Genomic DNA, 12,818 nt, shown 5'->3' on the forward strand with positions numbered 1-12,818 from the left:
ATTGGCCGGAATAACCGGCCAATGGGACTGTTTCACTTACAGCGTGTTGCGCGTCAGATCGCATCTTCCGGTAGATTCAGATCGCGCCCACGCGTTTCCGGTGCCACAAACGTGGTCAGAAAACCGATGGTCGCCATCGCCGAGAAGTACACGGCAATCGCCCACCAGTGTCCGGTGAACGATAACAGCGCCGCAGCCACCAAAGGTGCTGTCCCTCCAGAAAGGATAGACCCCAGCTCTTTTGCCACCGCCATCTTGGTGTAACGGTGTTTGACACCAAACATTTCCACACCCCACGCGGCCTGCACCCCAAAAATACCGAGCGAGGCCAGCGCCATGCCTACGACCATCACCGGGATCACAATCGCCGGGTCACGGCTGTCCATCAGGCTGAATGCCGGCCAGGCGTAAATCATCAGCAGCAGACAGAAACCACGATAGGTGATACGGCGGCCAAAGCGGTCAGACATCCAACCGGCAAACGGAATAATCAGGAAACCCAGCAGCGAGGCAATAAACACCGCCGTCGTTGGCACCGACTTATCGACCATTAGCACTTTCGCGACATAACCGACGATAAAGCCCTGCGCCAGATAGGAAGGACCGTTTTCGCCGATACGTAAGCCGACCATCGTCCAGAACGCACGGCTGCGCTGCCAGAAACTGCGGGTATCAACCTCGGCGGCGGCATGCTGCAATGTGGCGCTACGCTGTGCCTGCAGTTGCGCCTGCTGGCGCTCAAACACCGGGGTTTCACGCAGATGGCGACGCAGCCATAACGCGACCACGGCAATCAGCACGCTACTGAGGAACGGAATACGCCATCCCCAATCCAGCAAGGTTTGTTTATCCATCTGAATCACGGCAAGCCACACCAGCGAAGCGATCAGCGTGCCACTATTCGAGCCGAGGGCAATCACGGAAGAGACCAGACCGCGACGCGCAACCGGGGCATATTCGCCCAGCATCACGGTGCCACCTGACAGTTCCGCACCGGCGCCCAACCCTTGGGTAAAGCGCAACAGCACCAGACAAGCGGGTGCCCAGACGCCGATCGTGGCGTAAGAAGGGATGAGACCAATCAAGGTTGTCGATGCGCCCATCAGGATGATGGTGGCGATCATCACGGTCTTGCGACCTTTGCGGTCACCGATCCAGCCAAACAGCAGCGCACCAATTGGACGTGCAATAAACCCGACGGACCAGGTGGCAAAACTGGAGAGCAGCGCCATAGCGGGTGTGGCATTGGGGAAAAACACATCGCCAAAGATGATGCCTGCTGCCAGGCCATAGAGTGCGAAATCCGCATACTCCATTGCCGTGCCGAGCCAGCAAGAGAAGGTGGCGCGCCAGAAATCTTTGCGGCCAGAAGAGGTTTCCAGCCGCATGTCAGCAGCTGAAGAGGTGCTCAGTGAAGTTTGTTGCGAAACGGACTGATGTACCGTCATGACCTTTTCCCTGAAATAGGTGAAAACAGCAAACGCCCTTCCGTGGGACGGTTCCCTTGCAACAAGCGGAACTCCCCGGTGAAGACGTTCAGTAGGCAAACCTGGATGAAAGTCAAAAGAACTCCCTGGTGTTGGAATTCACTCATTCGCCTGTTCTCGTCGATGTTTTTTTCATCGATCGCATTAGTCAGGCAAATGTAACCACGTCATCTCAAGGCCAACTTTGTCTCTGGCACCGTGAGTTATCACTGTGGACACAGTCTATCTACGCGCGTAGATAAATCAAGTGATAAAAGTGAAAATAATTAATTTATCTTCACTTTAGCTCGGGATTGGAAAGCAAAAATGGCGTTAATTCATAACATTACAGCTCATTCAAACCAACAGCAGCGCATTAACCTCAATGTAATTAACGAGCGTTGCTTATCATTAGCTGAGTTGTGGCTGATCCTTCATCGCGCTTTTTTTCGCACAAATCAGTTAAGCTTTAATGACAATTGCGAATTAATCTTAAAACCCTTTCGCCAGTGCGGTTCAGCTATCACCTGCATTACACTGGATAAAAATTACACAGGGCGCCTATGACCATCATCCTCATGCGACACGGTAAACCTGACCATCCGGTCAGCGGGCGCTTTACTGCGCGAGCGCTGGCCGACTGGTGTGAAGGCTATGACCTGGCTGACATTTGCGACTCGCCGCCGCCACGCAGTATGGCCATCGCTCGAATGGCCCGCGTGATCGCCTCCAGCCCGCTACCCCGCGCGCGTTCATCGCTCACGCGTCTCGGCTTGCAACCGCATGAGGTGGATGAGGTTTTCAGTGAAGTGGCCATTCCGCTGCTGCCGTTCGAACGCCTGCACTTGCCGCTGACCGTTTGGCTCGCTCTTTTGCGACTGTTATGGTTATGCGGTTACGCCGGGCATGTGGAATCGTTGACTCATGCCCGAGCACGGGCGCGTCAGGCGGCAGATAAGTTGGTCACGTTATCAAAACAGGGAACGGTGTTACTGGTGGGGCACGGCATCATGAACAAAATGATCGCCCGGGAATTGCGTAAACGCGGCTGGCAGGCGGAAAAACATGCCAGCAGCCGCCACTGGAGCAGCGCGATTTACCACCGCCCGTTTATTTAACCCTGTTACGTCCAATCAAACGTCGCGATCATGTGCCTGACGAACGTTGCCACAAGGAGATGCCCCGCCGTCAGTTCAACTGGAAGTAACTCAGCACCTCACAGCCTTTTCCGGCGTTCGGGGTCGCTATCACTTTCATTTGCAGCAAATCAATCACGCTCAATGTTCCATCGCCTTCATTGGCAATCAGCAGTGTTCGATTATCAGCACTAAAACAGCCATCCATCGGTTTGTTGCCGACCGGAACATCCCCCAACGGATTGAGTAAATCATCAAACAGTGTGATGAGCGGCTCCTGATCGCCAATTGCTACCAATCGCTCACCGTTGGCGCTAAAACGTACCACCTGGCAGGGCTGTTGATGGGCCGTGAGTTTAATGCGCTGGCGAATACGATGGCTTTGGCGATCGACCACATACAGTAACGGCGCGTCGGCCGCGCTAGCGACCAGATAAGGATGCTTCGGCGAGGCCGCGATACCGGAGATCGGCCCCGGCAGCAGAATGTTGTCAATGATGCGCCCTTCTGCCTCGCACAGATCCACCACCGTGATGCTGGCGTCTTCTTCGTTCTCTGTGAACAATTTACGCCCGCTGGGTGAGAGCGTCAGACGATGCGCATTGTGCGATGGCAGCTTAATCGTTTTTTCCACCCTATCGGTAACGGGATCGATGACTGCCACGGCCGCACTGTTTTCACAGCAGAGGTAGACTTTGCCATCGCGGCCCAATTGGCCACTGTGGGGCGACTGCAACGGAGATAAGTCGATAAAACCGCTGATCTGGCGTTTGCGTAGATCGATCACCGCCACTTTGTGACCGGGGTGGGGATTGTCTCCATGAATGCCATCACCATAGATCGGCACATAGGCTTTCTCTTGCTCAGGCAACATCAGTAGCTCATGCGGACGCGGCGGAAACGCATTCAGCTCCTGTTGCACGGCAAAGGTGTCGGGATCGAGAAACAGAACCCGATTCCCCTGCTTATCGACCGCCAGTAACCCACGGTTGTGTGGCTGCATAGTGCCTCCTTTGTGTTAACCACCTCGTCTAAGCGTAGTTAACCTGCATCAGGAAGGGGCAAATCCCTGCCAGGCCAGCGAAAAATGTAGCCGCTTTAAACCATTTGAATGCGGGGATTTTTTATCTAAGCCGCAGCCAGCGCCAAGGCCAAGTTATTTTATTAGGAATAGTCCTAATGATGATTAATTATAAAATCAGTCGGCCATTCAATTATTTCCGGGAAATTTTACCCTTAACGGATCCTTCATTTTCCGTTTTATCTGAAAGAAAAAAAAAGTCATAGCCTCTAAGGCCAGAATGCTTTATTAAGCTGATGTGAGTACTTTTTACACACAGCCGTGAGGAAACATAAGAGCGCATAAGCTGCCAGCATCAGGGAATCCTTGCCACCATAATCACAATAATCAGGTGCACCATGAATAAAAAACGTCTCCAGCCAGCGCTCGCGCTCTGGCAGAACTGGAAAAGAATCGCTTTTACCAGCCAGACATTACTGCAGAAAAAACAGCATACTGCGCTCTGCGCGCCGGAGTACGATCCTAGCGAAGAGGACAATATCGTGTTGTTTTCTGGCGAAAAGTCGCTGCCAGAAATACCGAAAAAAGTGTGGATGTATTGGGATAATGAATATTTACCGAAATCCATGATGTTAAATATTCAAAAGCTGCGCAAAGATAATCCTGATCACGATATCTATTTGCTCAATCGATTAACGGTAAAAGAAGTTTTACCTGATTTTATTTTCACCTCAACATTATTAAGCGAACAGCAAAAAAGCGAAGTCATTCGTCTGGAACTGCTGTTGCGCTACGGCGGTATTGCCATTGATTGCAGCACGCTGTTATTTGAAGATCTCTCATGGGTACATCGTGCTCATCAAGAGCGCTGCATGGATGTGATTGGTTATTATCGTGAAAACTCCACCGTCAATTATCTGGCGCCAGTGATTGAAAACTGGTTTCTGGCGGCGGCTCCGAATAACCCGTTTATTCGTGAATGGCAGAAGCAGTACGCCCCCATCAAACATCTGGGTGAGCAGAATTATTTCAACGAGCTCAACAAGCGCGATGACTTTTCACTCCTGACCCAGAAAATTGATCAACCTCAGCAGCAGTTGGGTTCACTGGCACAACAGGCGGCGATGCGGGAATATCGTCGGGTGAATCTCTATCTGCGCAAGTGTGAAGCCAACGCTTACTATTATCAGCGTTTGAGCGACTGGAAAAGCGAGGCGTTTGCACATGCCATCCTGTTCAACCAGCGTCCTATGACACCACCACCGGTGATTAAGCTCAGCGGTAACGAACAGATGCACCTCGACTTCAACCTGCGTTTAGGCAATTACAACCGCAGCAGCCTGCTGGGTGAGATGATGCAGCCGCATGCGGCGATGGCGTTGGCTTCACCCATCAACAAAGCGCGCGCGTAGCCAGTGGATAAAGGTGGTCACCGCCCGTGGCACCTGTGCCGCATACGGGCGCACCACCCACAGCCGATCGGCAAAAGCATCCACGGTTTGCCACTGCGGCAGAACCTGTTGCAACGTGCCTGCTGCCAGCGCCGCCGCGGCGCTGAAATCGGGCAGCATGGCAATGCCCAGCCCTTGCAACGCGGCATCGCGGATTGATTCGCTGTTATTGGTGGCAAAATTACCCTGAATTTTCACCTGCACGGATTCACTGCCGCCACTCACCGGGCGGAAACGCCATTGTGGCGATTCCAGACCACGCGGGTAGTAGAGGCAGTTATGTTGCTGCAACGATTCTGGCACCTGAGGCACACCGTTTTGCGCCAGATAGGCCGGCGAGGCCACTAACAGCGCACGCGTCTCACACAGCGGCAACGCCACATGGGTTTCGGGCAATGTCTGGCTATGGCGGATGGCGAGATCAAATCCTTCACTGCCTAACGACACTAAGCGATCGGTAACATCCAGCTGCAGCCGCACCTGCGGATACTCTCGCAAAAAATCACCGATAATCGGCACCAGCTGCTGACGTGCAAACGCCACCGGCGCGCTGACACGCACCAGGCCGCGAACTGGCCCGGCCTCATCACGCACGCTGAAAAAGCTTTGGGCGATGCGCGCGAAAGGATCGCGCAACTCATCCACCAGCTTCTCGCCCGCCGAGGTCAGACGCACGCTGCGCGTGGTGCGCTGCACCAGTGACACCCCCGCCATCTCTTCCAACTCTTTAATCTTTTGGCTCATGGCCGCTTTGCTGACATCTAATCGTTCAGCTGCACGAGTAAAACTGCCCAGTTCAGCCAGTACCGTTAGCCAGTGCAAATGCACCCAGAGCGCATCAGTTTTGATTTCTTTCATATGGATTGTTCAAAATAATAAATAATCATTTCAACCAGCGCGCTTTTTCTTTCCTGCAGCAAGCGGCAGCATAAAGCCACATCCTACTCTTATCTTGTGAGCAAAAACGAGGGTTTATTTATGCCGTTACTGACTTTTGATGTGATTCAGGGCCGTTCTGAATCAGAAATTCGTACCTTGCTGGACGCCGCGCACCGCGCGGTATTAACCGCGTTCAAAGTACCCGCGCGGGATCGCTATCAGATTGTTCATGAGAATAAACGCTATCTAATGGTGTTTCAGGATACCGGGCTGGGTTTCGAGCGGACCGATAACCTGGTGATGGTGCGCGTGTACACCAGCCCAAGAAGCGAAGAACAGAAAACGCTCTTCATGGCAGAGCTAGCGCGCGAGTTGCAGGAAAATTGTGGCGTGCAGGGCAACGATCTGATGATCAGTTTTATCACTAACAGCAAAGGCGACTGGAGCTTTGCCGACGGCGAAGCGCAGTATCTGACTGGCAAGCTCTAATCCCTCCTCGCCCCTCGCTGGCAGCGACGCGTGCGTTGCTGCCAGGTCAAACCATAGTCAATCTAAACCTGCCTTAAACGGATCGGAACCCGCCGCACAATTCTGTGTGGTTATGTTGCAGCACTGTGACAGCCCATATAAATTGACGCATAACCCCCAAATAGGGCCGAGGGCGCAGGGATGGCGTCACTAATTTATGTGAGGATCAAACCTTGTCCGAGTTGGTTTCGGTTGTACTCTTTTTAGCGGCAATCGCCGTTTACTCCTGTAAAGCCGGGCGAAATAAATTCTGGTTTATCCTAATCTTAGTGCTGCTCACGCTGTTTATCGTGCTCAATGCCACGCTGTTTGCCAGCAACTATTTTACCGGCGATGGCATCACCGATGCGGTGCTGTATACCCTGACCAACAGCCTGACAGGTGCCGGCGTCAGTAAATATGTGGTGCCCGCCATTGGATTAATCATTGGCCTGTTTTTGCTGTTTTGCCTGCTTTCCTGGCTGCTACGCCGCCGTAGACGGCCGCATCATTTAGGCTGGAGTTTACTGGCTATCGCCTGCGCTGCAGGTTCGGTGCAAACCACACCTGCTTTTCGTCAGGTGAAAGATCTTATTGCCTCGCACTCACGTCTGGCCGACTCTGATTTCGATAACTATTATAAGACGCCCAATAAAACCATTCCCGAACCCAAACTTAACCTGGTGTACATCTACGGGGAGAGCCTTGAACGCACCTATTTTGATCAAGATGCTTTCCCCGGACTCGCGCCGGAACTGAGTCGCGAAAAAGACCAGAGCATCGATTTCAGTGAAACCGAACAGTTGCCAGGCACCGATTACACCATCGCGGGGATGGTGGCTTCGCAATGCGGTATTCCCCTGTTTGCGCCTTTTGATGGAAACGCCTCGGCCTCGCTTTCCAGCTTCTACCCACAGAATATTTGCCTCGGCGATATCCTGAAGAACTCCGGTTATGAAAACTGGTTTATTCAGGGCGCGGATTTACGCTTTGCGGGCAAGGACACCTTCCTGCTGTCACACGGCTTTTCGCCCGCACATATGTATGGTTCAGAAGAGTTAAAGAGCCGGGTTGCCGATCCTGGCTACCGCAACAACTGGGGTTTTTACGATGACACGGTGATGGACGAAGTGTTTGAGAAGTATGAAGAACTTTCACGTCAGCAAAAGCGTTTTGCCTTATTTACCCTGACGGTGGACACCCATCATCCTGACGGCTTTATCTCGCGCAGCTGTCAGCGTAAAAGTTACAGCTACGATGGAAAACCCAATCAATCCTTCAGCGCTGTGGCCTGCTCACAAGAGCATGTCGCGCGTTTGATTGCGCGTATCAAAGCGTCGCCCTGGTTTAAAAACACCATCATCGTGGTCAGTTCGGATCATCTGGCTATGAATAACACTGCGCATCAGTATCTGATTAAGCAGCCGCGCCGCGATCTGTTTATGGTGATTCGTGGTGACGAGCCACAGGCGGAAGTGCTGGATGGCAAACGCAGCACCCTGGATAACGGTGCCACGGTGCTGGATATTCTGGGTGGTGATAAGGCAATTGGACTCGGCCGCAGCAGCCTCTCTTCAACATCTTTATCGGCTCAGTTTGAAGACATGGCGCAGAAGGTGACGGCATGGAAAGCCGATATCATTCAGCTGTGGAAATTCCCCAGTAAGATGGATGTCTTCACCATCGATCAGCCCAAAAACACCTTCAGCTTCTCGGGATCAACCTTCAAATTGCCGATTCTGTTCCGCGTCGGGCAGGATCGCGTCGAGCCACTGCCAGAAGGCGAATATTCTGCTCCACTGCGCTACCAGCTCGCGGACTTTACCGCCTCGGATAAATTCGTCTGGGTTGATCGCTGCTTCAAGATGGGCCGCTTATGGCAGCCTGATTTGGCCCTCTCTACCGATCTCTGTGTCGCCATGGGCCAGATGGGCGCAAAACCGACGGTAACGCGCATCGATAAACCGCAGTGGAAGGGCAAAGCGCAATTCCCGAAAGTCGAGGTGAGTGCCGCGACTTATCAACTCAATGAGCAGCAGATTCGCGTTGAAGATAATGCGATTCGCTATAACGCCGACAGCTTCCTGCTGACCGTGCCTGGCGCCCCCACTGGCGTGAAAGGTTTCACCGGGATTTCACGGCCCGAGAGCTGGGGAAGATGGTCGAATGCCAATCTGGCACCGGAAGTGAACATCGAATATGTCGATCCGTTGCCCGCCCGTTTTGATCTGGTGATCACCGCACGCGCCTATGGCCCTAATGCGCATCGGCCCATCCCGGTGCGCGTCGGTGATGAGGAGCAGAGACTGAATCTCGGTGATGAATTCTCTACCACCACGCTGCACTTCAGTAACCCCAACGGCAGCCACAATTTGGTTATCGCACCGCCGGAGCCCCAGCCCTCCAACGATGGCAACATCACGGGCCAGGACCCGCGTAAATTGGGTATCGGTATGGTAGAGATAAAAATAATTCCACAGCCGTAACGCGAACTATTTCTTTCACAAACCAAGGCCTGCCTGTGCGCAGGCCTTTTTATTAGCCATTCACGTTACTCATTGTAAGCATTGATTTTTTCCGAGGTAGCGCGCAAAATCCATATTGTCACATTGAGAAACTATCACCCTCTGGATACGCTTGCTTCTTCATGGAACGACACCAGAGGAAATAAGGATGATATTGACAATGCTTAACACTCATAAAGCCTATAAAGCCTTGCAGGACGCGGGCGTTGCGGACAAGCAGGCCGAAGTCATGGTGGATATTTTTGCTGACATGCAGCAAGAAAATGCCTTAACCAAATTCGACTTGTCGCAAGCAACGGAAATCTTAGTACGAGAACAAAGAGCGACTAATCAGCGCATTGATTCTCTTGAAGGGCGTGTTGACAAGTTCGAAACGGAGGTCAATCAGCGATTTGACAAAATCGATGCAAGGTTTGACAAAATCGATGTGAAATTTGAAAAGATCGATGAAAGATTCGACAAAATCGATGTGAAATTTGAAAAGATCGATGAAAGATTCGACAAAATCGATGTGAAATTTCAAAAGATCGATGAAAGATTCGACAAAATCGATATGAAATTTGAAAAGATCGATGAAAGATTTGCAAAGATCGATGAAAGATTTGAAAAAATCGATGCAAAATTTGAAAAAATCGATGCAAAATTTGAAAAAATAGATGAAAAGTTTGAAAAGATCGACCAGCGGTTTGAGAAAATCGATGAAAAACTCAGCCAGCACGATGCTAAATTTAACGAATTAGATCAACGCATGCAGATTGGTTTTACCGAGCTAAAACAAGACAATGTCTGGATGAGACGCATAATGTTCACTATCGCCACCACAATGATCGCGTTTACCACCAAATATCTGTTAAGCAACTGAGCCGGGTATCCCGCCCGGCTGTCAACATGCTATTAACGCTGCGCCTGCAACTTTGCGCGCTGCGTTCCATCCTCATTGAAATTGTCTGCTGCCAGCCAGCGCTCAAAGGCCTGTTTCAACTGCGGCCACTCTCCATCAATAATGGAGAACCAGCAGGTGTCACGGCTGCGGCCTTTGTACACGATTGCCTGACGAAAAGTGCCTTCAAATTGGAAACCTAACCGCAATGCTGCCTGGCGTGAGGGCTGGTTGCAGCTATCGCACTTCCATTCGTAGCGACGATAACCCAATTGCTCCAGTGCGTAGCGCATCAACAAATAGTGCGCTTCCGTTGCCATACGGGTTTGCTTGAGCAGCGGCGAAAAAGCCACATGCCCGATTTCGATTGAACCGTGCGTGGTATCGATGCGCATCAGCGCCAACGTTCCGACGGCACGCTGAGTCTGCAGGTCAATCACCGCGAAATGCATCGGATCGCGACCCTGCTCGATCTTGCTGGCATAGGCCAGATAAGCATCCTCATCGGTGAAAGGCTCAGCAAACATATAGGTCCAGTCACGCCCGTCGCTGGCCTGCGCATAGGCAGCATAGAGTTCGCGCCCATGGCGTTCAGCACTGAGTGGTTCCAGTCGGCAGTAGTGGCCGGTAAAGGTCTCATAAGCGGGCCAACTGCGCGATTGCCACTCTGGCAAAGGTGCGCCTACCGGTTGTCCGTACTGGTTAGTGTGTTGCGTCATCGCTCAATTCCTTTGTCAGAGAATACCTGTTGCACAGCGTGCCAGTTCGCTGGCATGTTAAAAAGCACCACATTCAGTGAAATTTATGGATCCACGAAGAATCATAATGAATGAGAGTGAATTGCACAGCCTGCTACTGGCACCGTTACTTCCCGAGGGCGCACTTACGCTACAGCAGCAGCTGTTACAACGCATTAAACAAGCCATTCTGACAGGCGCACTCTCCGCAGGAACGCCTTTGCCCTCAACACGTCAACTGGCTGCCGACCTTAAGGTGTCACGCAATACCGTAACCGGCGTCTGGGCACAGCTTCAGGCCGAAGGCTTTCTGGTTAGCGATCGTCAGGGCAGCCGCATCAGTCCTTTCGCGCAACCGCCATCCTCCCCTAATCACGACGTCAGCGCCAGTGACCTTCTGTTACCGCCAAGAGTGGCGCAGCTTCGCTCCAACCACCGCCCCCTAAGCCAGGAGATGGCGCTGCGGCCCGGTGTTCCCGCGCTGGCACACTTCCCGCTGGCCCAGTGGCGACGAACGCTTAATCGCGTGATGCAGCATCAGCCACAGCAGCTCCTCGGCTACGGTGATCCGCTCGGCGAGCCTGCTCTGCGTGCCGCACTGGCCCAACATCTGGCACTGGCGCGCGGCGTCCGCTGCACACCGGAGCAAATCGTCATTACCGAAGGCGCGCAGCAGGCGCTGACGTTGTGCGTGTCTCTTCTAAGCCAGCGCGGCGACATAGGTTGGGTGGAAGAGCCGGGCTATCGCGGAGCAAAAGCCGCCATGCGCCTTGGGGATATGCGCGTTGAGCCTATTCAGGTGGATGCACAAGGCCTGGCTCCGCAAACCCGTGACTGGCAACAGCGCCCGCCGCGGCTGATCTACAACACCCCAACTCATCAATATCCTACAGGCGTGGTGATGAGCGCGCCTCGTCGTATGGCTCTTCTCGCCACAGCGCGCCAACATCAGTCATGGATTATAGAAGACGACTACGACAGTGATTTCCGTTACAGCGGCGAACCGATCGCTGCGATGCAAGGCATGCTGCAGCCATCACCGGTGATTTATGTGGGATCGTTCAGTAAAACGCTGTTTCCGGCACTTCGCATTGGATTTATGGTGCTGCCGCCCCAGCTATTGGCCCTGTTACGTCCGGCCTTGCATGAGTTACTGCGCGGGGGAAATCGCCCCGAACAGCAAGCGCTGGCCCAGTTTATTCACAGCGGGGACTACAGCCGTCATCTGAGCAAAATGCGTCGCCTCTATCGGCAGCGTCAAACCAGCTTGCGCGAAGCACTGTTGCTAACCCTGGGGACGCAGACGTCGTTGCTGGGCGGCGAGTGCGGCATGCATCTGGTGTTGCGCCTGGCTGATACACAACAAGATGCAGAAGTGGTGGAGAGGCTGATGGCCAGCGGCTATGCACCCGGTGCACTGTCGGGGTTTTATCTGGGAGAGGAAAAGCAACAAGGGTTGGTGCTCGGGTATGGCAACAGCAGTACCAGTCAAATCATTGCCGGCGTCGCGCGCATCGCGCAATGCCTGGACGTGAAGTAGCGGCGGCCTGATAGCCGCCGCGACAAAGGATTAACCTTTGAAGAAGATATCGCCTGATTTACCCATCACAATCTTGCCGCTGTCGTCGGTGATCAGGATGTAGTTGGCATTGATATAAGCCCAGTGTGTACCAGGCTGCGGTGCTGGCAGGTGGCGTGGCTGCCACTCCACAATGGTGTACTGCTTTTTACGATACTCATCGGGTACCACATCACCGACTTTGTACTCTTTGTAGTCGATAATGATGGTATTCAGATCGTAATTATTTTGCCCGGCAGGGGCATCTTGCATCCCGTTCTGCGATGGGCGAATCGGTGCCACATCACCGCTGGATTCGGCTGGTTCATTGCTGGCCGGGGCATCCACTGCCGGAGCCTGAGTTTGTGCGTCGGGTGCGGTCTGCTGCACCTGAGGTGGCGGTGGTACGTTATCCGTTTGCTCGCCTTCAGCCAGTGCGGCTGGAGTCAGGCTCAAAGCGCCCAGAAAAATTCCTGCAGAAAGAAGGGTGACGTGTGTCCTGCGCATTGGTGATTTCCACTCTGGTTAATTATTAACTGTCCAATTTACTGACAAGTGCAGCACGCACAAGGTTCCCCCGGCGCGTTTTGCGCGTCAAATTTCGCTGCACAGCATACCTCAGCAAAAGCGACTTTTGGCGCAGTAAAATTGCAAGCAA

Annotated in this window: 11 protein-coding genes; 6 read left to right on the top strand and 5 right to left on the bottom strand. The window is 52.9% G+C overall.

The annotated features are described in order from the left end of the window. Window positions 1-53 precede the first annotated feature (53 nt). A complete protein-coding gene (locus WFP70_RS07675) occupies window positions 54-1,448 on the bottom strand; it encodes an MFS transporter (protein ID WP_337023118.1) in 1,395 nt (464 codons plus the stop codon). 581 nt (window positions 1,449-2,029) lie between these two features. On the opposite strand from WFP70_RS07675, the gene WFP70_RS07680 reads away from it, so the two are divergent. Next, on the top strand, window positions 2,030-2,584 hold the full coding sequence (locus tag WFP70_RS07680; RefSeq protein WP_058959398.1) for a histidine phosphatase family protein: 555 nt from the start codon (window positions 2,030-2,032) through the stop codon (window positions 2,582-2,584). A gap of 70 nt (window positions 2,585-2,654) precedes the next feature. On the opposite strand, the gene WFP70_RS07685 is transcribed toward WFP70_RS07680, so the two are convergent. Next, a complete protein-coding gene (locus WFP70_RS07685; RefSeq protein WP_337023119.1) occupies window positions 2,655-3,605 on the bottom strand; it encodes a YncE family protein in 951 nt (316 codons plus the stop codon). A gap of 416 nt (window positions 3,606-4,021) precedes the next feature. Here WFP70_RS07685 and WFP70_RS07690 point away from each other — a divergent pair, with 416 nt between their 5' ends. Next, window positions 4,022-5,035 carry a glycosyltransferase family 32 protein gene (locus WFP70_RS07690; RefSeq protein WP_337023120.1) on the top strand — a complete coding sequence of 338 codons (1,014 nt, stop codon included), beginning with the start codon at window positions 4,022-4,024 and terminating at the stop codon, window positions 5,033-5,035. Here WFP70_RS07690 and WFP70_RS07695 read toward each other — a convergent pair. Beyond that, on the bottom strand, window positions 5,009-5,932 hold the full coding sequence (locus WFP70_RS07695; protein ID WP_045832974.1) for a LysR family transcriptional regulator: 924 nt from the start codon (window positions 5,930-5,932) through the stop codon (window positions 5,009-5,011). The genes WFP70_RS07690 and WFP70_RS07695 overlap by 27 nt on opposite strands. A 120-nt stretch (window positions 5,933-6,052) precedes the next feature. Here WFP70_RS07695 and WFP70_RS07700 point away from each other — a divergent pair, with 120 nt between their 5' ends. The 3 genes from WFP70_RS07700 (at window position 6,053) to WFP70_RS07710 (ending at window position 9,847) form a co-directional block, all read left to right on the top strand. Continuing rightward, the gene (locus WFP70_RS07700) at window positions 6,053-6,442 is read left to right on the top strand and encodes a tautomerase family protein (RefSeq protein ID WP_337023121.1); all 390 of its coding nucleotides are present in this window, start codon (window positions 6,053-6,055) and stop codon (window positions 6,440-6,442) included. Window positions 6,443-6,654: 212 nt separating this feature from the next. Then, window positions 6,655-8,946, top strand: coding sequence for a phosphatidylglycerol--membrane-oligosaccharide glycerophosphotransferase (gene opgB, locus WFP70_RS07705; RefSeq protein ID WP_337023122.1), 2,292 nt, complete (start codon window positions 6,655-6,657; stop codon window positions 8,944-8,946). A 199-nt stretch (window positions 8,947-9,145) separates the two neighbouring features. Next, window positions 9,146-9,847, top strand: a complete 702-nt coding sequence (locus WFP70_RS07710; protein ID WP_337023123.1) for a hypothetical protein — start codon at window positions 9,146-9,148, stop codon at window positions 9,845-9,847. A 32-nt stretch (window positions 9,848-9,879) separates the two neighbouring features. Here WFP70_RS07710 and WFP70_RS07715 read toward each other — a convergent pair whose 3' ends face one another. Next, window positions 9,880-10,584: a GNAT family N-acetyltransferase gene (locus WFP70_RS07715; RefSeq protein WP_160833963.1), complete on the bottom strand. Its 705-nt coding sequence runs from the start codon at window positions 10,582-10,584 to the stop codon at window positions 9,880-9,882. A 106-nt stretch (window positions 10,585-10,690) separates the two neighbouring features. Between WFP70_RS07715 and pdxR the strand changes: the two genes are divergently transcribed. Next, complete coding sequence (gene pdxR / locus WFP70_RS07720; protein WP_337023124.1) at window positions 10,691-12,142, top strand: MocR-like pyridoxine biosynthesis transcription factor PdxR; 1,452 nt, start codon at window positions 10,691-10,693, stop codon at window positions 12,140-12,142. 30 nt (window positions 12,143-12,172) lie between these two features. Here pdxR and WFP70_RS07725 read toward each other — a convergent pair whose 3' ends face one another. Then, window positions 12,173-12,667 (bottom strand): RcnB family protein, encoded by a 495-nt coding sequence (locus WFP70_RS07725; protein ID WP_034826295.1) that lies wholly within the window; start codon window positions 12,665-12,667, stop codon window positions 12,173-12,175. Between the last annotated feature and the right edge of the window lie 151 nt (window positions 12,668-12,818).

The organism is Pantoea sp. USMM079, from assembly GCF_037153115.1.
In the GTDB taxonomy this organism is placed as follows: Bacteria; Pseudomonadota; Gammaproteobacteria; order Enterobacterales; family Enterobacteriaceae; genus Pantoea; species Pantoea communis.

Coding starts and splice junctions, on each gene's coding strand:
- WFP70_RS07690 (WP_337023120.1), top strand. CDS start 4,022: ATGAATAAAAAACGTCTCCAGCCAGCGCTCGCGCTCTGGCAGAACTGG.
- WFP70_RS07725 (WP_034826295.1), bottom strand. CDS start 12,667: ATGCGCAGGACACACGTCACCCTTCTTTCTGCAGGAATTTTTCTGGGC.
- WFP70_RS07675 (WP_337023118.1), bottom strand. CDS start 1,448: ATGACGGTACATCAGTCCGTTTCGCAACAAACTTCACTGAGCACCTCT.
- WFP70_RS07710 (WP_337023123.1), top strand. CDS start 9,146: ATGCTTAACACTCATAAAGCCTATAAAGCCTTGCAGGACGCGGGCGTT.
- WFP70_RS07715 (WP_160833963.1), bottom strand. CDS start 10,584: ATGACGCAACACACTAACCAGTACGGACAACCGGTAGGCGCACCTTTG.
- WFP70_RS07700 (WP_337023121.1), top strand. CDS start 6,053: ATGCCGTTACTGACTTTTGATGTGATTCAGGGCCGTTCTGAATCAGAA.
- WFP70_RS07680 (WP_058959398.1), top strand. CDS start 2,030: ATGACCATCATCCTCATGCGACACGGTAAACCTGACCATCCGGTCAGC.
- WFP70_RS07685 (WP_337023119.1), bottom strand. CDS start 3,605: ATGCAGCCACACAACCGTGGGTTACTGGCGGTCGATAAGCAGGGGAAT.
- WFP70_RS07695 (WP_045832974.1), bottom strand. CDS start 5,932: ATGAAAGAAATCAAAACTGATGCGCTCTGGGTGCATTTGCACTGGCTA.
- pdxR (WP_337023124.1), top strand. CDS start 10,691: ATGAATGAGAGTGAATTGCACAGCCTGCTACTGGCACCGTTACTTCCC.